This window comes from Cryobacterium psychrotolerans, from assembly GCF_900101115.1.
In the GTDB taxonomy this organism is placed as follows: domain Bacteria; phylum Actinomycetota; class Actinomycetes; order Actinomycetales; family Microbacteriaceae; genus Cryobacterium; species Cryobacterium psychrotolerans.
This window is the reverse complement of sequence record NZ_FNFU01000011.1, coordinates 12,801-37,955: the sequence shown is the minus strand read 5'-3', so window position 1 is coordinate 37,955 and position 25,155 is coordinate 12,801. Positions and strand designations below refer to the sequence as shown.

The 25,155-nt window shown below is 68.8% G+C and carries 25 protein-coding genes; 14 read left to right on the top strand and 11 right to left on the bottom strand.

Annotation, left to right across the window (positions count from 1 at the left end):
* Positions 1-15: 15 nt before the first annotated feature.
* Positions 16-252, bottom strand: coding sequence for a hypothetical protein (locus BLQ39_RS15625; protein ID WP_135109318.1), 237 nt, complete (start codon positions 250-252; stop codon positions 16-18).
* Between the two features lie 179 nt (positions 253-431).
* On the opposite strand from BLQ39_RS15625, the gene BLQ39_RS10310 reads away from it, so the two are divergent.
* Positions 432-674, top strand: coding sequence for a hypothetical protein (locus BLQ39_RS10310; protein ID WP_092323772.1), 243 nt, complete (start codon positions 432-434; stop codon positions 672-674).
* Between the two features lie 1,300 nt (positions 675-1,974).
* Positions 1,975-3,507 carry a hypothetical protein gene (locus tag BLQ39_RS10305; protein ID WP_135109320.1) on the top strand — a complete coding sequence of 511 codons (1,533 nt, stop codon included), beginning with the start codon at positions 1,975-1,977 and terminating at the stop codon, positions 3,505-3,507.
* Positions 3,508-3,660: 153 nt separating this feature from the next.
* Here the strand turns inward: BLQ39_RS10305 and BLQ39_RS10300 are convergent, their stop codons facing one another.
* From BLQ39_RS10300 to BLQ39_RS10280, 5 genes are read right to left on the bottom strand one after another with little or no spacing between them, the layout of a single operon-like run.
* Complete coding sequence (locus tag BLQ39_RS10300) at positions 3,661-5,139, bottom strand: amidohydrolase (protein WP_092323769.1); 1,479 nt, start codon at positions 5,137-5,139, stop codon at positions 3,661-3,663.
* Positions 5,136-5,771: an FMN-binding negative transcriptional regulator gene (locus BLQ39_RS10295; protein ID WP_092323767.1), complete on the bottom strand. Its 636-nt coding sequence runs from the start codon at positions 5,769-5,771 to the stop codon at positions 5,136-5,138. Before BLQ39_RS10295 ends, BLQ39_RS10300 begins: the two co-directional genes overlap by 4 nt.
* Positions 5,768-6,805 (bottom strand): Fpg/Nei family DNA glycosylase, encoded by a 1,038-nt coding sequence (locus BLQ39_RS10290; RefSeq protein ID WP_092323766.1) that lies wholly within the window; start codon positions 6,803-6,805, stop codon positions 5,768-5,770. The genes BLQ39_RS10295 and BLQ39_RS10290 overlap by 4 nt, the downstream gene beginning before the upstream one ends.
* A 2-nt stretch (positions 6,806-6,807) precedes the next feature.
* Positions 6,808-7,296 carry a ribose-5-phosphate isomerase gene (locus tag BLQ39_RS10285; protein ID WP_092323765.1) on the bottom strand — a complete coding sequence of 163 codons (489 nt, stop codon included), beginning with the start codon at positions 7,294-7,296 and terminating at the stop codon, positions 6,808-6,810.
* A 13-nt stretch (positions 7,297-7,309) separates the two neighbouring features.
* On the bottom strand, positions 7,310-7,981 hold the full coding sequence (locus BLQ39_RS10280) for a mycothiol-dependent nitroreductase Rv2466c family protein (RefSeq protein ID WP_134575012.1): 672 nt from the start codon (positions 7,979-7,981) through the stop codon (positions 7,310-7,312).
* 176 nt (positions 7,982-8,157) lie between these two features.
* On the opposite strand from BLQ39_RS10280, the gene BLQ39_RS10275 reads away from it, so the two are divergent.
* The gene (locus BLQ39_RS10275) at positions 8,158-9,738 is read left to right on the top strand and encodes an MFS transporter (RefSeq protein ID WP_241986941.1); all 1,581 of its coding nucleotides are present in this window, start codon (positions 8,158-8,160) and stop codon (positions 9,736-9,738) included.
* 150 nt (positions 9,739-9,888) lie between these two features.
* Positions 9,889-11,448, top strand: coding sequence for an SDR family NAD(P)-dependent oxidoreductase (locus tag BLQ39_RS10270; protein ID WP_092323762.1), 1,560 nt, complete (start codon positions 9,889-9,891; stop codon positions 11,446-11,448).
* 111 nt (positions 11,449-11,559) lie between these two features.
* Here BLQ39_RS10270 and BLQ39_RS10265 read toward each other — a convergent pair whose 3' ends face one another.
* A complete protein-coding gene (locus tag BLQ39_RS10265; protein WP_092323760.1) occupies positions 11,560-11,886 on the bottom strand; it encodes a hypothetical protein in 327 nt (108 codons plus the stop codon).
* A gap of 95 nt (positions 11,887-11,981) precedes the next feature.
* Between BLQ39_RS10265 and BLQ39_RS10260 the strand changes: the two genes are divergently transcribed.
* Positions 11,982-12,803 carry a putative protein N(5)-glutamine methyltransferase gene (locus BLQ39_RS10260; RefSeq protein ID WP_092323759.1) on the top strand — a complete coding sequence of 274 codons (822 nt, stop codon included), beginning with the start codon at positions 11,982-11,984 and terminating at the stop codon, positions 12,801-12,803.
* On the opposite strand, the gene BLQ39_RS10255 is transcribed toward BLQ39_RS10260, so the two are convergent.
* Positions 12,736-13,566 carry a DUF4111 domain-containing protein gene (locus tag BLQ39_RS10255; protein ID WP_135109324.1) on the bottom strand — a complete coding sequence of 277 codons (831 nt, stop codon included), beginning with the start codon at positions 13,564-13,566 and terminating at the stop codon, positions 12,736-12,738. The genes BLQ39_RS10260 and BLQ39_RS10255 overlap by 68 nt on opposite strands.
* Positions 13,567-13,655: 89 nt before the next feature.
* Between BLQ39_RS10255 and BLQ39_RS10250 the strand changes: the two genes are divergently transcribed.
* From BLQ39_RS10250 to BLQ39_RS10240, 3 genes are all read left to right on the top strand, one after another.
* Complete coding sequence (locus BLQ39_RS10250; RefSeq protein WP_092323756.1) at positions 13,656-14,102, top strand: SRPBCC family protein; 447 nt, start codon at positions 13,656-13,658, stop codon at positions 14,100-14,102.
* Between the two features lie 133 nt (positions 14,103-14,235).
* Positions 14,236-14,754, top strand: a complete 519-nt coding sequence (locus tag BLQ39_RS10245) for a GNAT family N-acetyltransferase (RefSeq protein WP_241986942.1) — start codon at positions 14,236-14,238, stop codon at positions 14,752-14,754.
* Entirely contained in the window at positions 14,751-15,239 is a 489-nt protein-coding gene (locus BLQ39_RS10240; protein WP_092323754.1) for a GNAT family N-acetyltransferase, read from the top strand. The genes BLQ39_RS10245 and BLQ39_RS10240 overlap by 4 nt, the downstream gene beginning before the upstream one ends.
* Before the next feature lie 136 nt (positions 15,240-15,375).
* Here the strand turns inward: BLQ39_RS10240 and BLQ39_RS10235 are convergent, their stop codons facing one another.
* A complete protein-coding gene (locus BLQ39_RS10235) occupies positions 15,376-16,371 on the bottom strand; it encodes a DUF2332 domain-containing protein (protein ID WP_092323753.1) in 996 nt (331 codons plus the stop codon).
* A 98-nt stretch (positions 16,372-16,469) separates the two neighbouring features.
* On the opposite strand from BLQ39_RS10235, the gene pepN reads away from it, so the two are divergent.
* The 4 genes from pepN to BLQ39_RS10215 all read left to right on the top strand — a co-directional run bounded on the left by pepN (position 16,470) and on the right by BLQ39_RS10215 (position 22,395).
* Complete coding sequence (pepN, locus tag BLQ39_RS10230) at positions 16,470-19,031, top strand: aminopeptidase N (RefSeq protein ID WP_092323849.1); 2,562 nt, start codon at positions 16,470-16,472, stop codon at positions 19,029-19,031.
* A 66-nt stretch (positions 19,032-19,097) separates the two neighbouring features.
* Positions 19,098-20,252, top strand: a complete 1,155-nt coding sequence (locus tag BLQ39_RS10225; RefSeq protein ID WP_092323751.1) for a mechanosensitive ion channel family protein — start codon at positions 19,098-19,100, stop codon at positions 20,250-20,252.
* A complete protein-coding gene (locus BLQ39_RS10220; RefSeq protein WP_092323750.1) occupies positions 20,242-20,691 on the top strand; it encodes a globin in 450 nt (149 codons plus the stop codon). The genes BLQ39_RS10225 and BLQ39_RS10220 overlap by 11 nt, the downstream gene beginning before the upstream one ends.
* 42 nt (positions 20,692-20,733) lie before the next feature.
* Positions 20,734-22,395, top strand: coding sequence for an FAD-binding dehydrogenase (locus tag BLQ39_RS10215; protein WP_092323748.1), 1,662 nt, complete (start codon positions 20,734-20,736; stop codon positions 22,393-22,395).
* Between the two features lie 82 nt (positions 22,396-22,477).
* Here BLQ39_RS10215 and BLQ39_RS10210 read toward each other — a convergent pair whose 3' ends face one another.
* On the bottom strand, positions 22,478-23,155 hold the full coding sequence (locus BLQ39_RS10210; protein WP_092323747.1) for a DUF8185 domain-containing protein: 678 nt from the start codon (positions 23,153-23,155) through the stop codon (positions 22,478-22,480).
* Between the two features lie 103 nt (positions 23,156-23,258).
* Between BLQ39_RS10210 and BLQ39_RS10205 the strand changes: the two genes are divergently transcribed.
* Together BLQ39_RS10205 and BLQ39_RS10200 are read left to right on the top strand one after the other, a co-directional pair.
* A complete protein-coding gene (locus BLQ39_RS10205) occupies positions 23,259-24,134 on the top strand; it encodes an acyl-CoA thioesterase (protein ID WP_241982856.1) in 876 nt (291 codons plus the stop codon).
* 80 nt (positions 24,135-24,214) lie between these two features.
* A complete protein-coding gene (locus BLQ39_RS10200; RefSeq protein ID WP_092323846.1) occupies positions 24,215-24,634 on the top strand; it encodes a QcrA and Rieske domain-containing protein in 420 nt (139 codons plus the stop codon).
* Between the two features lie 35 nt (positions 24,635-24,669).
* Here BLQ39_RS10200 and BLQ39_RS10195 read toward each other — a convergent pair whose 3' ends face one another.
* Positions 24,670-25,146 carry an acyl-CoA thioesterase gene (locus tag BLQ39_RS10195; protein WP_092323745.1) on the bottom strand — a complete coding sequence of 159 codons (477 nt, stop codon included), beginning with the start codon at positions 25,144-25,146 and terminating at the stop codon, positions 24,670-24,672.
* Between the last annotated feature and the right edge of the window lie 9 nt (positions 25,147-25,155).

Here is a 25,155-nt window from a genome sequence, read left to right as displayed (position 1 = left end):
GGGTCCTGGCATTGTTCATTTCCTCTCTCTGTTGGTGAGTCCTGCTTGCTTGGTGGTGGCGAAGGCGGCGGCGACCTCGGGATACACGAGGCCGTACGGCTGCAGCCCTGCGAGCAGCGCCTGTCGGACGAAGGTCGCCTTACTTGTGCCGCCCGACATAGCCACGAGCGATTCGATCGCCGCGTTCACTTCACGCGGCACCATCGTCTCGATGCGTACCCCTTGGGTGATGCCCTGGGATGGTCTTGCCAATTGGTGCCTCCGCTGTTCTCTGGTTTTTAGTGACGGGAGTATTCCTACTCCATCGCGACATTCAAAGGCAAACGGGCTTCGAGAAACAATTACCTGATGAGGTGCACTTTTGATCTCCACATCGGCAAGCGGGGAGAGGTCGCGGCGAGGGAGACTTGAAGGCAAACAAGGAGGAAACCATGCCCAACTACGAAGCCCTCAGCTCCGACCGCAGCGAGTTCCAAGGCGAGGCCGGACCGCAGTACCTCACGCCCAGTGGCAGACCGCGCCGATTGTCAGTGGGCGAGCGCGCCGCGTTGCTGCGTCGAGAAGGGATGCGCCCCGGCTCGCCGTTCGGTCCGTCGCAGCGCACTATCCACGACTACGCGACCAACCCGGACCCCGGCTCGATTCAACTCACGCGCGGCTTCCGCCAGAACTGAGCCAGCGCGTGGCGAGGATGGTCACTCCCACACGAACCAGACGAGATGGGCCGAGCGCCCGTCCTGGTGCGGTTCGTGCGGCTCTGGCCATCCTCGCGTCGCTCTAGGCGATCCGCACGAGGCCGTCGTTCTGCGGTGGGCGACGGCCTCAGCGCAGCGAGCGGCCTTCTGCAACCCGGCATGGAAACTGATGTAGCTGACATTCATCCCGGCGTCTCCCGGCGGAAAACCCGTCCGACCGCGCTTCGCCGGGGCAATCCGAGGCGAACCGCCCCGAGCCGCCATATCGCCCCAAGTCGCCCGGAATCACGGGTGAAGGCGGCTCAGGTCGGTTCACTCCGGCGAGCCCCGGTTTGCCTGTGAGGCCTGTCCGGACCGTTTTCCAAACTGATGGCGCGGGTTCGATTCCCGTCATCCCCTCCAGATGTGCCGGCCTTTCCGTCGACCTCCTCGCGGAGCAGATTGGCGCGCATGGGCAGGGACTCCGCACTGACGCTCACTTGCGGACAAAGTACCTTCATGGGCCGCGGGAAGGTACTTTCCCCGCAACTCAACGGACGACGCGGGCGCGCTTTCGCCCAACCTCTGCGGACAGGACGAGCTGCGCTTCTCCCCTCGGGCAAGGAGTGCTTGTTCGCCACAGCACAGTACGGCGCTCTGCTTCCTCAACAAGGCAACCAGAGTGATCCTCACCCCCCCAGTTCGAGGGATCAGCCCAGTTCGAGGGATCAGCGCGTCCCGCTCGCTCGCTCGCGCACCCCGTCACGGGTCGTTCCCAAACGTGAGTGTCCCTCACTTTGGGGGGCCTTGATGCCTTGTCGTCCGGTGACGCGGACTGCTTTGCTATGCGCGTGACCTAACTCTTACCCGAAAGGAGAGTCACGCCATGATCCAATCCTCCAAGGTCGGCCGGCATCGGCCCGTGCCCCCTGCGCCGGCACGTCCAGGCGCGGACTCCGCTCTGCGACCACAGGGCCGCGCCCTGACCGGCGGCGCCCGGTAAGACAGTTCCGTTCGTGGTGCCCACCACGAACACGATCGCCGTTGCGCGGGATCTGCGCGGTCCGCCAGGCGCGAGCCAGAGCGCTCCGCCCTTCGCGGACAGTAATCCACGCAATCGACAGCTCCGCAGTCCCCACCCAATCGGGAGCCTGCCGGGGTTATCTCGGCGCGGGTCGGACCAGTCCGCCGGAAGCACGATCCGGTGGCCGGGCCGGTTTGTCGCGCCCTGACCCCACCCTGTCGCTCGCTCTGCCGCTGCATCACGCCACACCCGAGTTCCTTGCGAGGTCAGAATCCAATGAAGAGACTATTCGCGGCCTGTACGGCCGCACTGATGGCCGTGGGCCTGGCAATAGCCGGGGCAGCGGCCCCGGCGAGCGCGGTGGGCCTCCAGGCCGTCCTGTGCCACGCCACCCCTCCCAGCACGGCCGCCAACGGCTGGCAGGCAATGCCGCCGCTGGACATGCACGCGATCATCACGCAGGGCCACGATCTGCACGAAGCCGACATCATTCCGGCGTTCGGCTCCTACCCCGGCAAGAATCTCACCGCACTGTTCGGCTGGGGAGCCACCGGAGCCCAGGTCCTGGCCAACGGATGCGTGCTCCCCGTGCAGCCCCCGCCCGCCCCGATCGTCGTCACGCCGCCCGGCGCCTCCATGGTCGACGAATGCGGAACCGAGAACGACCTGATCGTCATTCCCGCCGACGGCACCGGATACAGCTTTTCCGGGAGCGGCGGGGATGTCTACCTGACGGCTGCCGCGAACTATGCCTTCCCGGCCGGCACGGAAACGGAGTGGCACTTCGGCCTCACCGACGTTCCGTGCGTGGTCTCCCCGGGTGTGCTCACGCCGCCGCCGCCGCACTTCACCGACGCGGTGTGCGATGCGCCGGCCGTTCTGACCCTGACCGGCTTCGACCACGGTTCCTGGGCCTGGGGAGACCAATCCGGAGATTCCTTCTCCGGCGAGCCCGCGGGCCTGGAGTTCGGCGTTCCCTACGCCGTGACTGCCGTGGCAGATCAGGGATGGGTCATCCCGCGCACCTCGGCCTGGTCCTTCACCCCGGTGGAGCCCGCCGACTGTGGCGGGGACGGACCAGGCGGCGGCGAAGAACCGAACCCGGTCATGGTTGTGCCGCTGCCGCCGACGGCAACGGATGCCTGCGGTCCCGACAACGACACCGTGGACCTTCCCGAGCCCCAGGACGGCGTCATCTACAGCCAGGAGCGCTCCGGGGACGGTACGGGCACAACAGTGGTCGTCGTCACGGCAACGGCCCTGCCCGGCTTCACACTGGGCTACGAGGGCGAGGAATGGGCCACGGTGAACTGGGACTTCCCGGTGAACAACGAGCCCTGCCCCCTCACCGATCCGGATCCGGTGATCGACCCTGATCCCGTCACCGACCCTGATCCGGTGATCGACCCAGATCCCGTCACCGACCCTGGTCCCGGGACCGACCCGGATCCCGTCACCGACCCTGATCCCGCCACCGACCCGCCGACGGTCGTGGACATCCCGGTGACCGACCCACCCACGGGCGTGCTGCCGCAAGCCGCGCCCGCAGCGAAACCGGCCGTCACGCCAACGCTCGTGCTCGCCTCGGCGGGTGTCGAGGCAGAGAATATGGGACTCTTCGCCCTGCTGTTCTTCCTCGCGGGCGCTGCCGTCCTGGTCGCGGTCAGGAGGCGAGGGGCGAAACCGGCCCCGATGAGCGCGACTCGGCCGTCACACCGTCACGCGGAGCACCGGCGCCTGACCCCCGGTGAGGTCTGGGCCCACCGACGCCATCTCGGCGCCCGGACCGGCACAGGGCATCGCCACTAGGCACTTGCACACCTGACTCCCGCCCCGGCCTCGATTTCGAGGTCGGGGCGCTTCCGTTCACCCACCCACCTCCCCGCGAAACCGCAGTTGTGCGCGCTAAAAGACCCGGATAACGCGCACAACTGCGGTTTCGCGGGGAGTGTGTGGGGGGATTTAGAGGGTGGTGTGGGTGACGCGGCCGGCGAGCAGCGTGGCGGCGACGGGCATCCGCCGCAGATCGGCGACGGATGCCGTGAACGGGTCGACCTCGCAGACCGCCAGGTCGGCGACGTCCCCCACCGCGACCTGGTGCCGCCCGCGCGCGGACGCTGCCAGCGCCGCCTGCCGGGAGATCGCCTGCTCGGGGTGCCACGGCTCGCGACCCTCCGTGGCGCGCCCAACGGCGGCCGCCATGCTCACCCAGGGGTCGAGGGGCGCCACCGGGGCGTCGGAGCCGAGCGCCAGCTCGACGCCGGCCTCCAGCAGGCTCGCCAGCACGAAGGCCCGGCCGGTGCGGCCGGCCCAGTAGCGGTCCGCAACATCGCGGTCGTCCAGGGCATGCTCCGGTTGCACGCTGGCGACCACGCCCAACCGGGCGAAGCGCTCGATGTCGGCGGTAGCCAGCAGCTGCGCGTGTTCGATGCTGCCCGCGCAGCCGAGTTGCTCGAACGCGTCCAGGGCCATGCTGTTGGCGTGGTCGCCGATGGCATGCACGGCCGGGCGGATGCCTGCCTCCGTCGCGGTCCGCATGAACCGGACGAGCTCCTCGGGCGGCACCGTGAGCAGCCCGTGCGCATCCGGGGTGCCTTCGAGGCCGGGATACTCGTCGAGGCAGTACGCCGTGCGGGTGTTGAGCGACCCGTCGGTGATCACCTTGTACGGGCCCACGGTGAGCAGTCCCCCGGTTCCGTCGATCGGAGCGCCGGAACGCAGGCCGAGTTCCACCGCCCGCGGCAGGTCCTGGCTGTAGATGCCGAACTCGACCCGAAGCGAATCCGTGCCCGCGGCGATCCGGCGCCGCCAGGTGTCGAGGTTCCAGGTCATCTCGAGGTCGACGATGCCGACGACGCCGCGGGATGCCGCGACCCGGGCCGCCTCATCGGCCCAGCCGTCCATCACCTCGTCCGCGACCGCGCCGAGCGCGTTGACGACGGCGAAGCAGTCCTCTTCCCGGAGCAGCCCCGTGGGGTGGCCGGCGAATCCGTGCCGCGCGAGCGCCGCAGAGTTCAGCCAGCAGCTGTGCAGGTCGCCGCTGACCAGCACGACCGGGACGGCCCCGGATACGGCGTCGAGCACCTCGAGGCCGGGCGCGGCCGGCCACAGCCCGTCGCGGAATCCGAACCCGACGAGGGTGTCCCCGGCCGGCACCGAGGGGATGCGCCCGGCGACCGAGACGGCCGCCTCGGCGCCGGATGCCGCGGCCGAGACATCGAGGCGCCGCGCCGTCTGCGCCCACTGGCTGAAGTGCACGTGGTTGTCCCACAGACCCGGGATGACCCACCGCTCGCCCAGGTCGACCGTGTGCGTCGACGCGTGGCCCGGGTCGGTGTAGCCGATCCGCCGGATCACGCCGTCGACGATTTCGATGTCGACGACGTCGTCGCTGCCCGGGAGGCGGCCGTTCCGCAGCAGGAGCGTCGTGGAAACCGTCACCTGCCGAGCCGATCGTGCACGCGCCGCATTTCGGTGGCCAGGGCCGCGCTCGCGTACGGCCCATCGCCCTCGAGCTCCGCGATCACGCGTTCAACGGTCTCGGCCGGCTTGTTCTGGCTCATCTTGTTCTTGGCCACCAGCCGGGTGACCCTCAGGCGGAAACCCATCGTTCCCGCCGAGATGCGCGCCGCATACGCGGCGTCGACCGGCGTGCCGTTCATCCGGCGCGGCTCAGGCATCCGCTCCTCGAAGTGGTCGACCAGTTCCTCGAGCACACGCAGGTTCTCCTCGGCGCCGAGCAGCTCAGGCGTGCCGTACAGGTGCGCCGTGATGAAGTTCCAGGTGGGGACGGCCCCGGACGCGTCGTACCAGCCGGGCGAGATGTAACCGTGCGGGCCCTGGATGACCACGAGCAGCTCATGAGAACCGAGCTCGTGCAGCTGCTCGTCCGGGCGGCCCACATGCCCGAGCAACACGATGTCCTCGGCGGACTCCTCGAGGATGACCGGGTAGTGCGAGGCCACGAGTTCGCCGGCCGAGGTATGGCTAATGATCGTGGCCCACGGGTTATCCCTGATCAATCTCTTGATCTCGGCGGTTTCGCCGAGCACGAAGCTGGGGTTCTGTCTCATCGCATTCCGCTTTCCAGGTCGATCGCTGCGGCCGAGGGCCGCTGGCAGGACGGGCACCAGTACAGTTTTCGGGCCCCCATCTCTTCGAGGGAGATGTGCGTGCCGCACACGCGGCAGGGCAGCCCTTCGCGCTTGTAGACCCAGTGCCGGTCCGCCCGGTTCCTCATGGCCAGGACGTACTCGTCGCCGCCGAGGTCGTCCATCGTCATCATCTGGCCGGTCTTGACGCCGATGGCGAGCAGGTGCGCCCAGTCCCGCCAGAGGGCGCGGACCGTGTCGTCGCTGAGGGTTTTCCCGGGCGCGTGCGGGTCGATCCGGGCCCGGAACAACAGCTCGGCCCGGTACACGTTGCCGATGCCGGCCACGACGCTCTGGTCCATCAGGAGCTGGCCGATCGGGGTGGGCTTGCGGCGAACGGTGGTCGTGAACCGGTCTTCGGCGGCCTGGCCGTCGTCGAGCTGCGGATCGGGCCCGAGCTTCGCGATCACGGCGTCCACCTGGCCGGGGTCGAGAACCTCGCACGCGGTCGGCCCGCGGAGGTCGGCCGACACGGTGTCGGTGAGCAGGCGCACGCGCACCTGGCCGACGGGCTCCGGCGGGAAGGTGTCGACGGCGCCGAGTTCCTTCTCCTGCTCCGCCATCCGCACCCGGGTGCGGCGGGGAGCACCGATGCTGTGCATGGAGTTCTCCCCGGCCGAATCGAGCACGGCGCCGTGGCCTGCATCCAGCTCGGTGCCGCGCTGGTTGGTCTGCCCCATCCGGCCGTTGGCCGACGCGATGGTCGCATCCATCAGGATGTCCCCGGCGAAGTCCCACGCGCCGTACATGCCCAGGTGGATGCGCAGCCAGAGCCCGTTGTCGAACTCGAGGAACATCTGCTTGCCGACGGCTTTGGCATCCGTCATGACATGGCCGTCGAGCCGCTCCGCCCCCGCCACGAACCTGCCCTGCGGTGAAGAAACGCGCACGGGCTTGCCGACGAAGTTACGCGCGAACTGGCGCGTGATCCGGTGGACGGAATGACCCTCGGGCACGGTCAGGCCACGATGTCTTTGCCGGCGATCCGCCCGGTCGTTTCGTACTCCCCGAGCTGGGCGATCCGCCGCGCGTGCCGCTCGTCCCCGGAGAACGGCTCGGCGATGAACGCGTCGATGAAATCCGTCGCGTCTTCGACGGTGTGCTGCCTGGCCCCGATGGAGATGACGTTGGCGTCGTTGTGCTCACGCGCGAGCCGGGCGGTGCTGAGATTCCAGGCGAGGGCCGCGCGAGCGCCCCGCACCTTGTTGGCGGCCATCTGCTCGCCGTTGCCCGATCCACCGAACACGACGCCCAGGGCTGCAACGCCGCCGGCCCGGTCGTTCACCACGGCCTGCGCGGCATTGATGCAGAACGCCGGGTAGTCGTCGAGTGCGTCGTAGCTCTGCGGCCCGTGGTCGATGACCTCGTGGCCGGCGGCGGTCAGGTGCTTCATGAGGTGCCGGCTGAAGTCCAGGCCCGCGTGGTCGGTGGCGATGTGGATGCGCATAGGGGAATTCTATTTAGTTGGAAGCGGGTTGGTTGGCAGCGGGTGGGTAGGCAGCGGGCTGGACGGCGGGGCGGGGTGGCAGCGGGGCGAAGATCGGCTCATGGGTCCGACTCCGTTTGAGTTCGAAGAACCCGTCGAAGGCGGCGGCCACCACCACCGCGTCCCAGAGCGCGAGCGCCTGCGCGCCGGTCGGCGCCGGCGACATCACGGGCCCGAAGAAGGCCACGTCACCCACGGCGATGATGGGCGTCCCGACCTCGTGGCCCACCCGCCTGATGCCCTCAAAGTGGCTGAGGCGCATGGCCACATCGAATTCGTCGCTGTCGGCGTAGGCCGCGAAGGCGGCCGGCAGCCCCACCTCGGCGAGCGCCGCCGGGATGACCTCGTCGGGGTCGGTCTGGCCACCCGGATGAATCAGGGCACCGAGGGCGGCGTAGAGCGCCCTGACGCTCTCCTGTCCGTGCAGTTCCTGGGCGGCCTGGACCAGCCGGGTGTATTTCAGCGCCCGCGGGAAGAACGCCTGGTATTCGTCGCTGACGTCCTTGTCTTCGTTGAGCACCGCGAGGCTCATGACGCTCCAGGTGACGTCGAGTTGTCGCGCCTCGGCAACCTCGTCCATCCACCGTGAAGTCACCCATGCCCAGGGGCAGGAAGGGTCGAACCAGAACTCTATCGAATCAGCCATATGTCCAGACTAGGCGGCGCTTATGGGTGCCCGAACCCCGTCAAATCCGTATCCGGAATATCGTTTTGGCCGATCATCGGCTAAAATTGAAAGCTTGCCCGAAAATGAGTCGAAATTTTCCCGACCACGGGTCGCTACAGGTCTCACGCAAATGGCCTCCACGAGAGAAGAACATATTGCCTATTGACCGAAGTACAAACACGTCTCTGAGCGGTGCCACAAGCGCCGCCGCAAAAACCAGAAAGCCGCTCCTGCGGCGCCGGCTCAAGGTGTCCGACGTCAACGTTGTTGACCACCCCAGGCTGAAGAAGGCCCTCGGCGGAACGATCGTCGGAAACACCATGGAGTGGTACGACGTCGGTGTCTTCGGCTACCTGATCACCACGATGGGCCCGGTCTTCCTGCCCGAGGCCGACAAGACCGTGCAGACGCTCTTCCTGCTCGGAACCTTCGCGGCCACGTTCATCGCCCGCCCCCTCGGTGGCGTCTTCTTCGGCTGGCTCGGCGACAGAATCGGCCGCCAGAAGGTGCTGTCCATGACGCTCATGCTCATGGCCGTCTCCACCTTCGCCGTCGGCCTGCTGCCCGGGTACGCCCAGGTCGGCATGTTGGCCGCCGCCCTGCTGGTGTTCACCAAGGTCATCCAGGGATTCTCCACCGGCGGCGAGTACGCCGGCGCCACCACCTTCGTCAGCGAGCACGCTCCTGACAAGCACAGGGGCTTCTTCGCCAGCCTGCTCGACATGGGCAGCTACCTCGGCTTCGCCATCGGTGCGGCCCTCGTCTCCGTGTTGCAGGTCACCCTGGGACAGGACGTCATGGAGGACTGGGGCTGGCGCATCCCGTTCCTGATCGCCGGACCTCTCGGCCTCATCGCCATCTACTTCCGGATGAAGATCGAGGAATCGCCCACCTTCCAGGCCACCCTGGACGCCAAGGACATCGCGGCGAACGACCCGCTGGTCGCCGATGCCCCGGCCGCCAAGGGCCCGCTCGCGATCTTCAAGGCGTACTGGCGCGGAATCGTGCTGGCCATGGTCCTCGTGGCCTCCGCCAACACGCTCGGCTACGCGCTCACCTCCTACATGCCGACCTACCTCACGGCGAACAAGGGCTACGACGAGCTGCACGGAACGCTGCTGACCATTCCGATCCTGGTCATCATGTCGCTCTGCATCCCGCTGGCCGGTCGCCTGTCCGACAAGATCGGACGCCGCCCGGTGCTCTGGATCGGCGCCATCAGCGCGGTCTTCCTCTCCATCCCGGCGTTCCTGCTGATTGACATCGGCGGAATCTGGACCACGCTGCTCGGCCTCGCCCTGATCGCCTTCCCGGTGACGTTCTACGTGGCCAACCTGGCGTCGGCGCTGCCGGCACTGTTCCCCACCGAGAGCCGCTACGGAGCAATGGGCATCGCCTACAACTTCTCCGTCGCCATCTTCGGAGGAACGACCCCGTTCATCATCGCGGCCCTCATTGCGGCCTCCGGCGACGACATGGCGCCGGCGTACTACCTGATGGGGACATCCGTCATCGGAGCAATCACCATCTACTTCATGAAGGAAACGGCCCAGCGCCCCCTGCTCGGCTCCATGCCCAGCGTGACGTCTGACGCCGAGGCCCGCGAACTCGTCGCAGGCCAGGACGAGAACCCGATGCTCGACATGGACGACATGCCGTTCGACCACACCTACGAAGCGGCCACCAGCGCCGTTGACGTGGTCGACGTGCAGGATGCCGAGCCCGCGAAGGTCTAACGACCGGGTCTGCTCACTGAGTGGCGCTCGAACGGGCATGTGTCGCCGGTACGCCGGCGACACATGTCCGTTTCGGCATGCCGGGGCCTGGCTGCGGCCGGAGGGTACAGCCCGGCGGGGCCTCACAGGCTGCCGCCGTAGAATTGACGGATGACCACTGTGCCTGCCACCGACACCGTGCCTTCGGCCGGGCCCGTTCAGTCGACGGCGCCGACCCCCGGCACTCCCAGCACTCCCGACGCCCCCGGCACTACGCCCGGCATCGACCCGGCCGACCTCGAGGTCGCCCTGCGGGTGCTCGCGCAGCTCACCACGATCGACCCGGAAGACCCGGACTTCGTCACCGTGCGCCAGGCCACCGCGAAGATGTTCAAGTCCGTCAAGGTCGCGCGCCGCTCCGAGAAACGCCAGGCCATCGCGCATGCCGACCGTGACGTGATCGCGGCCACGGCGACCGGCGCCCCCACCCGCATCGACGACGAGACCGTCGGCGCCCAGCTGCGCCTCGGCACCAGCAAGCCGTCGGCCGGCGAGCTGCGCGTCGCCCGCCCCTGCTACATCTGCAAGCAGCGGTACACCCTCGTCGATGCCTTCTATCACCAGCTCTGCCCAAGCTGCGCGGCGATGAGCCACGACAAGCGCGACGCCCGAACCGACCTCACCGGCAAGCGCGCGCTGCTCACCGGCGGCCGCGCGAAGATCGGCATGTACATCGCCCTGCGCCTGCTCCGGGACGGCGCGCACACAACGATCACCACGCGGTTCCCGCGCGACGCCGTGCGCCGCTTCAGCGCCATGCCCGACGCGTCCGACTGGCTGCACCGCCTGCGCATCGTCGGGATCGACCTGCGCGACCCGGCCCAGGTGATCGGCCTGGCCGATTCCGTCGCGGCACAGGGGCCGCTCGACATCCTGATCAACAATGCGGCGCAGACCGTGCGCCGCTCCCCCGGGTCGTACTCGCCGCTGGTCGAGGCTGAGTCGTCGCCGCTGCCGGAGGGGACCATCCCCGAGATCGTGAGCTTCGGGCACACCAACGACGCGCATCCGTCTGCCCTGGCCGCCTCGGTCAGCAGCCACCCCATCCTCGCCGCGGCCGCCGCCGGGGCCGGCGCGCTCACCGCGGACGACCTCACCGCCCTCGCCCTCGCCCCGGGCTCCTCGTCTCTCGAGCGCCTCGCGGCCGGCACGGCGATCGACGCCGGCGGCCTGGTGCCCGACCTGCACGACGTGAACAGCTGGACCGCCAACATTGAGGATGTCGACCCGCTCGAGATGCTGGAGGTGCAGCTGTGCAACACCACCGCGCCGTTCCTGCTGGTCAGCCGCCTGCGCGCCTCGATGGCGTCATCCCCCGCCAGGCGCACCTACATCGTCAACGTCTCCGCGATGGAGGGCGTCTTCGGCCGCGGCTACAAGGGGCCGGGACACCCGCACACGAACATGGCCAAGGCCGCGCTGAACATGCTCACCCGCACGAGCGCCAAGGAGATGCTCTCCGACGGCATCCTGATGACCAGCGTCGACACGGGCTGGATCACCGACGAGCGCCCGCACCCGACCAAGATCCGCCTCGCCGAGGAGGGCTTCCACGCCCCCCTCGACCTCGTCGACGGCGCGGCCCGGGTCTACGACCCGATCGTTCGCGGCGAGGCCGGCGAGGACCTCTGCGGGGTGTTCCTCAAGGACTACAAGCCCGGCACCTGGTAGCCCCGCGTCCCCCTGGCACCCTCACCCGCCCGCGCGCGCTCAGCTGCCCGCCCGGGTTGAGTTGCGGAAAAAGTACCTTCATTTCGCTCGGGAAGGTACTTTCTCCGCAACTCAACTCCCGATCGCCCCGGGCATGAGCAGGTACACGCCGAATCCGAGGAGGACAAGCGCGCTGACGACGACGCCGATCATGGCGAGCGTCGGCCTCGCGCCCGCCTTCCGGTACCCGGCGAGCGCCACGATGCTCACGATCAGTCCGATCAGCGACAGCGCCGGGATCACGCCCAGGACGATCCCGGTGATGGCCGCCACCCGGGTATTCGCCGCGACGGTCGCAACACCCGCGGCATCCCGATGGTCGGGCACGATCCCGCCGGGATGCGTCTGCCCGGCCGGAAGCCGCGTCGCTGAGCCCGTGTATTCGCCGCCGTTCGACATGAATGCCCCCCCAAGTTGCGCCCAGTCTAGGGACGGCGGCATCCGCGCGACAAGGAGCAAAGGCCTCGACCGCCTGTGGAGTACAGTCCCCTGCAATGACACCCCCCTCTGCCATCGCTGCCCGGCTCCGGGCGGCGGGCTGCGTTTTCGCCGAAGACGAGGCCCGCCTGCTCAGCTCCGCGGCACGCACACCGCACGAACTCGCCGCGATGGTGGACCGGCGCGTCCGGGGGCTGCCGCTGGAGCACATCCTGGGCTGGGCGGAGTTCTACGGGCTGCGGGTGCAGGTCGATCCCGGTGTCTTCGTACCGCGACGGCGCACCGAGTACCTCGTGAGCCAGGCCCTCGCTGTGTGCCGTCCCGGGGCCGTCGTCGTCGACCTGTGCTGCGGTTCCGGCGCCGTGGGCGCGGCGCTCGTCTCGGCGGCGCCCCAGGTCGCGCTGTACGCCACCGACATCGACCCCGCCGCGGTGGCGTGCGCCAGGCGCAACCTCTCCGCTCATCCCGGCCGAGTGTTCGAGGGCGACCTCCTCGACGCCCTTCCCGCGGCCCTGCGCGGCCGGATCGACGTGCTGGTCGCCAACGCCCCGTACGTCCCCACCGGGGCAATCGAGCGGATGCCGCCGGAGGCCCGCCTGCACGAGGCCCGAGTGGCCCTCGACGGCGGGGCCGACGGCCTCGACGTGCAGCGCCGCCTGGCCGCGGCGGCGCCTGCCTGGCTGGCGCCGGGCGGGCACCTGCTCGTCGAGACAAGCCGGGCGCAGGCAGGGCACACCATGGCCGTCTTTGCCCACAACGGGCTGACGCCGCGGGTGGCGCATTGCGACGGCCTCGATGCCACCGTCGTCATCAGCAGTCGGCGAGCGCCACGCAGTCGAGAACGAGAGCTGCCGCAAGGCGCGCATCGCGGACGGTGAAGGGCCGCGCGGCACCTTGCTGCGCCTCTCCGCGACGGGATGCCAGCACCCGCGTCAGAAGCTCCGAGTACTCCGGCCACCTCCGGGCCGCGAACTCCGCTGCTGCCGATTTCGAGACAACCCGGCCGGTTTCGATGGTGACGACCAACCGTTGGGCCCCGAGCGCGAGCCATTCGACGGCCTCCGCGGGCACAGTGTCGTCATCCGACCGGGCGGTCAGCCTCGCCGCAGTGTCGGACGCATACGGCATCCAGTACGAGCGGAGGTTGTCTCGGCTGGCCGCACTGGCCAGTTCAGAGACGGCTGAAGCCGTGTCGACGTCCCGCTCCTCCTTCGACCACGAGCCCAGACGACCAGCGTTCACTCGCGCCGCGGGCCCGTGCAGCATCTCCAGCCAGGTCACCCAGGTAAGTTGCCCGTCGGGCCGGGCCATCCCAAAATCGCCCGACACAACCTGCGGAGCCGACGGGATGCCATCCGGGCCCGAGGCGACCTGCCCGGCGGTGAGATAGATGCCGTCGACGCAATGGCCCGCAGCCGCCGTCGCTGCGTGCAGTCCCACCAGCACCTTTGCGTCGACGACTGTGACGAAGCGGCTCGTTTCGAATACGAGGTCGATGTCGCTGTCGTGCTGCCAATCGCCGGATGCCCCGGAGCCGGTGAGGTGCACGGCGACCAGGAGCCCCGGGATCAGCGCGTCCACGTCCGCAACGAATCCGCGCGCACGGTCGGTCAGTTCCACGGGCGGTCCGGGTTCAGTCACGACGCGACGCTAACACCGAAGCGGGCCGGCGTCCGTGAAGTCACGACCATAGGTCCGCTCCCACGATTGACGGGGGTACACTCCCCGGCATGGAAAAGCTGAACTTCACGGTTGAGGTGAACGCTCCCGTGCACACCGTCTGGACCACGATGCTCGACGACGCCACGTACCGACAGTGGACGAGCCCGTTCAACGCAGCGGGTTCCTGGTACGAAGGAAGCTGGGTCCTCGGCAGCGAGATCCGCTTCATCGGGCCCGACACAGACGGTTCCCTCGGCGGGATGATCGCCACGGTCATCGAGAACAAGTCGGACGAACGCGTCACCCTGGAATACCTCGGCGAGATCCTCCGGGGCGTCGAGTACCGGGATGAACGGTCGAAGTTCTTCGGCGGGCGGGAGACTTACTCCTACAGCGAGTCCGGCGGCGTCACCACCGTGCGGGTGGACCTCGATTCCGAGGAGGACTTCTCGGCGATGTTCCGGGAAATGTGGCCGTTGGCCCTGGACAGGCTCAAGGCGATCGCCGAGTCGTAGTCGCAGTACGAGCCGCACTGTCAGGACCGCCCGTGAAACCGACCGTGCGACACAGCGTCAGGGCTTGCCGAAGCCGAGGCCCTGCGCCTCCGCCGGCTGCTTCGCCCCTGGGCGGCCCGATAGGCTCACGACGGTGAATACCCTGGCATTTTCCATCCGACGCACGATCGCCGCCGACTGGCGTGAGATCCGTGACCTGCGCCTCGAGATGATCCGCGACACACCGTCCGCGTACAACGAGACGCTTGAAGGCGCGCTGGGCAACGATGAAGCCGAGTGGCGGATGCGCGGCGAGCGCGGCACGGCCGACCACGGCATCGCGGTTGCCGCGATCGACAACGCCGGGCGCTGGGTGGGCGCGATGGCCGGATTCGTGTCCGAACAGGTCGCCGGCCCGCTCCTTGTCGGCGTCTACGTCGCCCCTGGCTATCGGGGCGGCGAGGTGGGCGTGACGGATGCCCTGCTGTCGGCAGTCGAATCCTGGGCCCGCACCGAGAGCGGCCGGTTGTTCCTGCACGTGCACGAAGACAACGCTCGCGCACGCACGGCCTACGAGCGCCGGGGCTTCACCGCCACGGGCGAGGCCCTCCCCTACAACCTCGATCCGGGCAGGAACGAACTGGAGATGGTCAAGGAGCTCGAACACGTATGACCCTGGCCGCATTCGACCTCCCTGCCGGCGCCTTCACGCTGCGCAGAGCCACGGCCTCCGACGTCGGCGCGATCGTCTCGCTGCTCGCCGACGACGAGCTCCGGGCATCCGTCGAATCGACCGTCCGGGAGGCGCGCGCTCCATACGATCGGGCCTTCGAGGCAATCAACGCAGACCCGGCACAGCTGCTGGTCGTTGCCGTCTCGCCCGCGGGAGAAGTCGTCGCGACGATGCAGCTGACATCCATCCCCGGCCTGGCCCGCGCGGGTGCGCTGAGAATGCAGATTGAAGCGGTGCGCGTGCACTCGAACCTGCGCGGCAACGGCCTGGGCGGCGCCATGATCACCTGGGCGATCGCGGAGGGACGTCGACGCGGAGCACGGCTGGTTCAGCTCACGTCGGACCACAGCAGGCAGTCGGCACATCGGTTCTACGAACGCCTGGGCTTCGAGGCCTCGCACGTGGGCTTCAAGCTCACCCTGTAGATCGCCCTCCGCCCGAGCGCCTCGCCCGCACCACTCCCCGCAACCCTCCCCTCGACCACCCGCCGAACTGTGAGTTCGGACCCTTCGCGGGGCGCGGGAAGGGTCCGAACTCACAGTTCGGCGGAGAGTGGGTCACTCAGGCGAGCCAGTGCAGGGCGCGGCCGTGGGGCTGGGTGAACGCGATCGGTTCTGTGCCCCGCGCCAGCACGAAGTCGGTGGATGCCGTGGGGACCGCTCGCAGGTTCTCCGCGACCGCGGGCACAACACTCTGGCCCTCGTTCGACAGCCAGCGCACGGGGAGCCTGGCCATCGTGGCGGCGAACCGCCGCGTGGCCTCCTCGTCGAGATAGGCCAGCACGGCCGTGTGGAACACGACGACGGTCGCCCCCGTCGGCGCGCGGGCGACCAGGGCCTCGACCTGCTCGTTGAGGTCACCACTCACGATCTCCACCGGCTCCGCCCGGGCGACCTCCACGGCGGCCCGCAGGCTCGCCCGGCGGTCGGCGTGCTCCGGCCAGATCAGCGCGTCCAGCCAGGCCACGTCGGCCTCGTCGTTCACGTCGAGCGGATTGAGGTCGATCCCGGCCCGCCAGACGACATCCGGGAGCCGGTCGGGGATCGGCACCGGGCCGGTCGTGGCGCAGTCGAGAACGACCGGGCTCGGCCCAGCGGCGGGATGGAGCATCCGCACCGTGCCGTCGGCGGCGGTGTACCGGTAGCTGTACCGGTCGGGGTGCAGGCAGAGCCCGGCGGATGCCCCGACCTCGATCAGGGCCAGCGGACCGGGAATCGCGGCGAGCGCCGGGAGCAGCACGGCACACCGGCCGGGTTCGTTCGTCTGCGTGGCATGGGTGAGGCAGGTGGCTTCGACGTCGGCCCAGTGCGCGGCCAGCCAGACGGAGAAGGCGGCGTAGTCCGAGACCGGGGCGCCGTGGAACCGCGAGGCGCTGAAGACCAAGTTGGGCTGGCGCTTCGGCCCGGGCAGCCGGTCGATCAGCGCCGCCGTCACCGGGTCATCCGCCACGCCGCGCGCCCACTCCTCGTAGCAGGCGCTCATGCCTCGCGCCTCGACCTCGGCGAACTGGCGATACCGGTCGGCGGTGGCTGCCTGTGGATCGGTGCTGGCTCTCATGCAGACACCCTAATCATGGCTAGGCTTGGGGATCGTGCGATGGCGCCACGAGTGTCGCGCGCATTTTTCGAACACCGCGACCCCAGATGGAGAAACCGTTGCCTGGAGTAAACCTCACCCGCATCGAAGCCCAGGAGCGTAAAGCGCTCCTCAGCGTGCAGAGCTACGACGTCACTCTCGACCTGACGACCGGGCCCGAAACATTCGGCAGCACGACAACGGTCAGGTTCACGGCAACGCCCGGCGCCTCCACCTTCATCGACGCGATCACCCGCACGGTGCACTCCGTCACCCTCAACGGCGTGACGCTCGACCCGGCATCCGTCAGCGACAACGTGCGCATCCAGCTCGACGATCTCGCCGCCGAGAACGAGCTGACCGTTGTCGCCGACGGCATGTACACGAACACCGGCGAGGGCCTGCACCGCTTCGTCGACCCGGTCGACAACGAGGTCTACCTCTACAGCCAGTTCGAGGTTCCGGACTCCCGCCGCGTCTTCGCGGTGTTCGAGCAGCCCGACCTCAAGGCTACGTTCCGCTTCACGGTGACCGCGCCGGGCGCCTGGGAGGTCATCTCCAATTCCATCACGCCCGAACCCACGGATGCCGCGGGCGGAGCGAAGACCTGGGCGTTCGAGCCCACCCACACCATGTCCAGCTACATCACGGCCCTCGTGGCCGGCCCGTACGCCGTCGTGCGCAGCGAGCTGACCTCGACCGACGGACGCGTCATCCCCCTCGGCCTGTTCAGCCGCAAGAGCCTCTTCCAGTACCTCGACGCCGACTACCTCTTCGAGAAGACCCGCCAGGGCTTCACGTACTTCGAGGAGAAGTTCAACTACCCGTACCCGTTCGACAAGTACGACCAGATGTTCGTGCCGGAGTTCAACGCGGGCGCGATGGAGAATGCCGGCGCGGTCACCTTCACCGAGTCCTACGTCTTCCGTTCCAAGGTCACCGACGCCATCAAGGAGCGTCGCGTGGTCACCGTGCTGCACGAGCTCGCGCACATGTGGTTCGGCGACCTCGTCACCATGAAGTGGTGGAACGACCTGTGGCTGAACGAGTCGTTCGCCGAGTGGGCGTCGACGATCGCCACGGCCGAGGCCACCGAATGGCACGAAGCCTGGACCACCTTCGCGGTAATGGAGAAGAGCTGGGCGTACAAGCAGGACCAGCTTCCCTCGACCCACCCGGTGGTCGCAACGATCAACGACCTCGAAGACGTGCAGGTGAACTTCGACGGCATCACCTACGCCAAGGGCGGGTCGGTGCTCAAGCAGCTCGTCGCCTGGGTGGGCCGCGACGAGTTCTTCGCCGGCGTCGCCTCGTACTTCGCCAAGCACGAGTGGGGCAACACCGAGCTGAACGACCTGATGGTCGAACTCGAGGCCTCCAGCGGCCGCGACCTCACCGAGTGGACCAAGCTCTGGCTCGAGACGGCCGGAGTGAACACGCTCCGCCCCGAGATCACGGTCGACGACGCCGGAAACATCACCGGGTTCGCCGTGCTGCAGTCCGCCGCCGCCGACTACCCCACCATCCGCCCGCACCGCCTCGCGATCGGGCTGTACAGCTTCGACACCGAAAATTCCCCGCAGGACGGACGGCTCGTGCGCACGCACCGAGTCGAACTCGACGTCGACGGCGAGCGTACGGATGTCGCCGAGCTCGTCGGCCGCTCCCGCCCCGACCTGGTCCTGCTCAACGACGACGACCTCGCCTACGCGAAGATCCGCCTCGACGCCGCGTCGCAGGATGTCGCCCTCGAGTACTTGTCGGCGATCGAGAGCCCTCTGGCCCGGGCGATCGTCTGGGGTTCCGTCTGGGACTCGACCCGCGACGCCGAGACCGCGCCGCGCGACTTCATCACCCTCGTGCTCGGCAACGTCGCCACCGAAACCGAGTCGACCACGCTCCGCACGGTACTCGGCCAGGTCGTGCTCGCGGCAACGTTCTACGTTGCCGAGGAACACCGCGCGGGCACGGTCAAGGAGGTCGGGGACTCGCTCTGGTCCCTCGCTCGTCACGCCGAGGCCGGCAGCGACGCTCAGTTCCAGTTCGTGAAGTTCTTCGCGTCGATCGCGACCACCGAGGCCCAGCTCGAGTCCATCTCCGCCCTGCTGGACGGCACCTCGCCGCTCGACGGTCTCGTCATCGACACCGACCTGGCCTGGGAGCTCCTCATCGCCCTGGTCGCCGGCGGCCAGGCCGGCACCGCGGAGATCGACGCGGCCCTCGCCGGGGACAACACCGCGACGGGCGCCCAGTCGGCCGCCCAGGCCCGGGCCGCCATTCCGACTCTCGAAGGCAAGCAGGCCGCCTGGTCGTCTCTGATCGACGTCGACACCGCGCCGAACACCATCGTGCGGGTGACGGGCGCCGGGTTCCTTCGGGCGAACGACACCACCCTGCTCGAACCGTTCGTCGACAAGTACTTCTCCATGCTGCAGACGGTCTGGGCATCACGCAGCTTCGCGATCGCCGAGAAGATCGTCGTCGGCCTGTACCCGGCGCCCCTGGCCAACAAGGCGCTGGTCGATGCGACGCGCGCCTGGCTCGACGCCAACCCGGAGCCGGTGGCACTGCGCAGGCTCGTCATCGAGAACATGGCCGGCGTGGAGCGCGCCCTCGCCGCCCAGGCCCGCGACGCCGAGTAACCGTTTCACCCTGAGCCCGGGCGACATGCCCGGGCTCAGTCGTGCGCTCGGTAGACTGGGTCGAATATGAACTGGGACTCCATCTGGGCCGAATTGACCGACTTCTTCACCGTCTACCTGTGGCTGAAGATCTTCCACATCACCGCGATCATCATCATCGCGCTGCTCCTTCGCTGGGTGCTTCACTTCGTCATCCAGCGCGTCGTCCAGCAGATCGTCTCCGGCGTGAAGAGGACGCAGAAGGTCGACGACACGCAGGCCCTGAACGTGTCGCCGCTGGCCGCCGTGCGCGTGGTGCAACGCACCCGCACCCTCGGTTCGGTGCTCACGAACATCCTCAACGTGACCCTGCTGATCGTGACGGTGCTGCTCATCGTCAACGTCGTCAACACGGACATCCTCGGCTCATTCGCCCTGCTGACGGCGGCCCTCGGCGCCGGCCTCGGTTTCGGCGCGCAGAACATCGTCAAGGACATTCTGAACGGCCTGTTCATGGTTGTGGAGGACCAGATCGGCGTCGGCGACATCGTCGACGTGGGCTTCGCCTCCGGCGTCGTCGAGAACGTCGGCATCCGCATCACCCAGGTGCGCGACGTCGACGGCACCCTCTGGTTCGTGCGCAACGGCGAGATCCTGCGGGTGGGCAACATGTCGCAGGGCTGGGCCCGGGTCATCATCGACCTCGCCATCCCCTACAGCTCCAACGTCGAGGCCGTGCAGGCCGAACTGCTGCGCGTCGCCACCGCGCTCGCCTCCAGCCGCAAGTGGCGCGGCATCATCCTGGAGAAGCCCGAAATCTGGGGCCTCGAGTCGATCACCGCGGAGGCCCTTGTGACCCGCCTGGCCGTCAAGACACGCGTATCCGCCAAGTGGGACTTCGCCCGCGACCTCCGCCTGCACATGAAGAAGGCGCTCGATGGGATGGGCGTCTCGCTCACCCCGCTGAACAGCGTCGTGATGACCGGGGCGGATGGCGCGGCCGACGGCTCCGGCATCACTCCCTCGCTCGACGCCGCGGAAGAAGCCGCGGCTCAGGTCCCCGACGTGCTCACGGATGGCGGCGAGCCGCCCGCCCCGGCCAGGAAGTCCCGGGCGCCCAGGGCCCCCCGCAAGCCCAAGGCCGGGTCACAGCCCGCGTCAGAGCCCGTGCCGCCGACCGTGCCCCAGGCCGTGCCCCAGGTGCAGACAACCCCAGATCCGGAGATTCGCGATGACGCTTGACCCCACCCCGGTAACCCCGGCCGCAGTCCACCTTCGCGACGGTGAGAACGGCGCCGCGATTGGCCCGTCGTTCTACGAACAGGTCGGCGGACGCCCGTTCTTCGAAAAACTCGTCACCGAGTTCTACCGAGGGGTGGCCGGTGACCCCGTGCTGAAGCCGATGTACCCCGAGGAAGACCTCAGCGGCGCAATCGAACGCCTCACCATGTTCCTCGAGCAGTACTGGGGCGGCCCCGGCACCTACAGCGAACAGCGCGGGCACCCGCGCCTTCGCCAGCGGCACCAGCCGTTCAAGGTCAATCCGGATGCCCGCGACCGCTGGCTGCTGCACATGCGCGAAGCCGTCGACTCCGTCGGCCTGCCGCCCCTGCAGCGCGAAACACTGTGGGACTATTTGGATCGTGCGGCGCACGCCATGGTCAACACCTTCGAGGACTAACCCGGGCGCGCGGATCCGCCGCACCCTGACAGGGGAGTCACGATGAGCGCACCCGCGACCGAAGCCGATGTCATCGTCGTGGGAGCCGGGATCGCCGGCCTCGTCGCGACGGCCGAACTGGCCCAGGCCGGCAAGAAGGTCCTCCTCGTGGAGCAGGAACCGGCCGCCTCCCTCGGCGGCCAGGCCTGGTGGTCATTCGGCGGGCTGTTCCTGGTCGACACGCCCGAACAGCGCCGCATGGGAGTGAAGGACTCCCTCGAGCTCGCCCGGCAGGACTGGTTCGGCAGCGCCGGGTTCGACCGGGAGGAAGACCACTGGCCGAGGCGTTGGGCCGAGGCGTATCTGAACTTCGCCGCCGGCGAGAAGCGGGCCTGGCTCCGCGAGAAGGGCATCGGGTTCTTTCCGGTGGTCGGCTGGGCCGAACGGGGCGGTTACACGGCGCTCGAACACGGCAACTCGGTGCCCCGGTTCCACATCGTCTGGGGTACCGGTCCCGGCATCCTCGAACCCTTCATCCGGGCCGTGCGCGCCGGGGTCCAGGCCGGGCTCGTGAGCGCCCTGCACCGCCACCGCGTCGACGCGCTGATCGTCCGGGCCGGCTCGGTGGTCGGCGTGCGGGGCACCCGCCTGGCGGCCAGCTCCGCGGCACGCGGGGTGGCCAGCTCACGGGATGCCGTCGGCGACTTCGACCTGCGCGCCTCGGCCGTGATCGTCACCAGCGGAGGCATCGGCGGCAACCACGACCTCGTGCGCGCGCAGTGGCCGGAGCGCATGGGCGAACCACCCGAGCACCTGTTGTCCGGCGTCCCTGCGCATGTCGACGGGCGGATGCTCGGCATCGCCGAACAGGGCGGGGCCCGGCTGATCAACGGCGACCGGATGTGGCACTATCCGGAGGGGATCACCAATTGGGATCCCGTGTGGGCCGCCCACGGCATCCGTATTCTGCCGGGGCCGTCGTCGCTCTGGCTCGACGCGACCGGCGCCCGGCTGCCGGCGCCGCTGTTTCCCGGGTTCGACACGCTGGGCACCCTGGAGCACATCCTGAAGACCGGCTACGAGCACAGCTGGTTCGTGCTCACCCAGAAGATCATCGAGAAGGAATTCGCCCTCTCGGGCAGCGAGCAGAATCCCGACCTGACCGGCAAAGACCTCAGGCTGCTCGCGCAGAGGGTGAGCCCGGGTGCGCCCGGGCCGGTCGAGGCGTTCAAGCAGAAGGGCGTCGACTTCGTCGTCGCCGACACGCTCTTCGAGCTCATGGCCGGAATGCAGAAGCTCTCCCCCGACATCCCGCTGGACTTCGCCCGGATCGAACAGGAGATCGTCGCCCGGGACCGACAACTCGACAACGACTTCGCCAAGGATGCCCAGATCAACGCGATCCGGCAGGCCCGCCACTATCGCGGCGACAAGCTCATCCGGGTGGCGACGCCGCACAAGCTGCTCGACCCGCAAAACGGGCCGCTGATCGCGGTCAAGCTGCACATCCTCACCCGCAAGAGCCTGGGCGGTATTGAGACCGACCTGTCCGCGCGCGCGCTCGGCTGGAACGGGCGCCCGGTTCCCGGCCTCTATGCCGCGGGCGAGGCCAGCGGCTTCGGCGGCGGCGGGATGCACGGTTACCGGTCGCTCGAGGGCACGTTCCTCGGCGGCTGCCTGTTCTCCGCACGCACCGCCGGCCGCGCGGTCGCCGCCGCCCTCTGACCCCGCCCTAACATTCCCCGCGAAACCGCAGTTGTGCGCGCTAAACGGGCGTTTTAAGGCGCACAACTGCGGTTTCGCGGGACTAGGCCTTGAGGGTCCAGGGCTTGCGGCGCACGAGGATGTGGCCGCGGCTTGTGCTCAGCCGGGTCCAGGGGCCGGTCTCGAACAGCGCGACCGGCTCGTCCGGAGCGAGAAAGCCGAGGCTGTAGGCGGCGAATGCGGCGCCGCTGGGCACGAATTCGAGTCCCTCGACCGGGCGGCCCCAGACCTCGGAGCGCACGCGCTGCACGATCTGTTCGCCGGTTCCGGTCGGGATGGACGCCGCGACCTCGTCGATTCCGGCACGAGCGGCGTTCTCCAGGAGGGCGGCATCCGCCTCGCCCTGCGACTGCCAGCCGCCGCGGGGCGGCGAGATCCCGGCCCAGGTGACCGTGCTCACCTCCAGCGGCACCGTGACGGCGACCGGGGCGCCCGGGTCGACGACGGCCCCGGTGAGGCGGGCGACCCGGTCCAGCAACGACCGCACCGGGACGACGGCGTCGAGTTCGACCGGTTCCGTCAGGGCGAAGGTGCGCAGGCCCAGCACGGTGGGGCTCGAGTCAAGCAGGCCGCGCGGATAGAGGATCGCGGTGTACACGGCGAGCACGCCGGCGGCGGAAATCAGGCGGACTGCTCCGTCCTCCACGCGACCGGCGCGGGAGAGGTAGACCTGGAGGTCGGCGAGGGACAGGGAGTCTGTGAGGGAAAATGACTGGCTCATCTGCTTCTAAACTACCAAGATACGACGGGGCTCACGCCGGGTTCCTGGGCAGCACCGAAACCAGCACGCAAGCCAGCACGCAAGCAAGCACCGAGGAGAAGCCATGAACACGCCGATGGAAGGTCTCCTGGCCGCCCTGGATCTCACCGACACGGGTGCCCGCACCAGCGAGGACATCTTCACGGGCGTCTCCCAGTGGATGCCGCACGGACGCGTTTTCGGCGGACAGGTGCTCGCCCAGTCCCTCGTCGCGGCCATGCGCACCGTGCCGGACGACCGCCACGTGCATTCCATGCACGGGTACTTCCTGCGGCCGGGGGACGTGGCCCAGCCGATCACCTTCTCGGTCGAGCGGATCCACGACGGCCGCTCGTTCTCGACCCGGCGCACGCAGTGCTACCAGGACGGACTGCCGATCCTGTCGATGATCGCTTCTTTCCAGGACGCGGACGACGGTCTCGAGCACCAGATCGAGATGCCGACGGACATCCCGGCCCCCGAGTCCCTGCCGTCGGCCGAGGAGACCCTGGGCCACCTCGACCACTCGGTGGCCAGGTACTGGGCCAATGAGCGCCCCTTCGACATGCGCCACATTCCCTCGCCGATCTACCTCACGGTGGATGGCGCGCGCACCGGGCGGCAGGGCGTGTGGATGAAGTCCCTCGGCCCGATGCCGGACGACCCTGACCTGCACCGCGCCGCCCTCGCCTATGCCAGCGACTACTCGATCATGGAGCCCGTGCTGCGCCGCCACGGCCTGCCCTGGGCCACCCCCGGCCTCAAGGTGGCGAGCCTGGACCACGCGATGTGGTGGCACCGGTTCGGCCGCGTCGACGAATGGCTGCTCTACCTGCAGGATTCCCCGACCGCGCAGGGCGGCCGGGGCCTGTCCACGGGCAGCATCTACAGCCGGGACGGCATCCTCCTGGCGACCGTCGCCCAGGAGGGGATGGTCCGCCTGCCGAAGAAGGTTGACTGACGGCCCCGGCCGGCGAGCGTAGCGCCGCGGCGCGCAGACGTGCCAGTCTGGTCGTGGTCGAAATCCCGGAAGGAACCAGCATGCCGCACGCACCGGATGTCTCACGCCGCACCGTCATCCTGATCGGAGGCGCCGGCACGGCTGCTGTCGCCCTGGCCGGATGCGCGCAGCCCGGGTCCCCCGACACGTCATCGAAGGGAACCGGAACGCCGGTCGAGATCGCCAAACTGGCGGACATCCCGGTGGGCGGCTCGATCGCGGTCACCCTGGACAAGAAACCGATCCTCCTCACCCAGCCGACCGCAGGCGAGGTCGTCGCCTTCAGCGCCGTCTGCACGCACCAGGGCTGCATAGTCGCCCCGAAGGCCGACGAGTTCGATTGCCCCTGCCACGGATCACGGTTCGACGCCACGACCGGCGAGGTGCTGGGCGGCCCTGCGCCCCGGCCGCTCGACAAAGTCACCGTCACGATCGACGGGGATTCGGTGCTGGCCGGCTAGCCGGCCGACACCCCCGGGGGAAAGCCGCTACCTCGTCAACGCCGCGTGAACGCGATGGCCTCGTCGAGGTACGGCGTCCAGGCCGCCCGTTCGACGTCGTTGATCTTGCGCGGGCGCTCGCTCACGGCATCCACCAGCACGATCGTGGTGCTCGCCCGCGTGTACAGGAGCGCGGGTTCGAGGCCGGCCGGGCTCCACACCTCGTAGCAGACCTCGAGGCTCGCCCCGCCGAGCTTGCCCAGCCAGAGACGCACGTCCAGCGGCTGCCTCATGTACGGCACCGGCGCGAGATACTCGATCTCCTGCCGGGCGATGAGGGTGAGCGTCGCCGCCCCCGGCTTGCCGTCGAGCACCGCGGTGCTCGCCCCGAGCATCGAGCCGCCCGTCTCGTCGGTCACCCAGAACGCCTGGATGCGCGCCTCTTCGAGCAGGCGCAGCATCTCCGCGTTGTTGACGTGGCCGTACGCGTCAAGGTCGGACCAGCGCAGCGAGATCGGGACGTGCAGCTTCATCCGGATGCT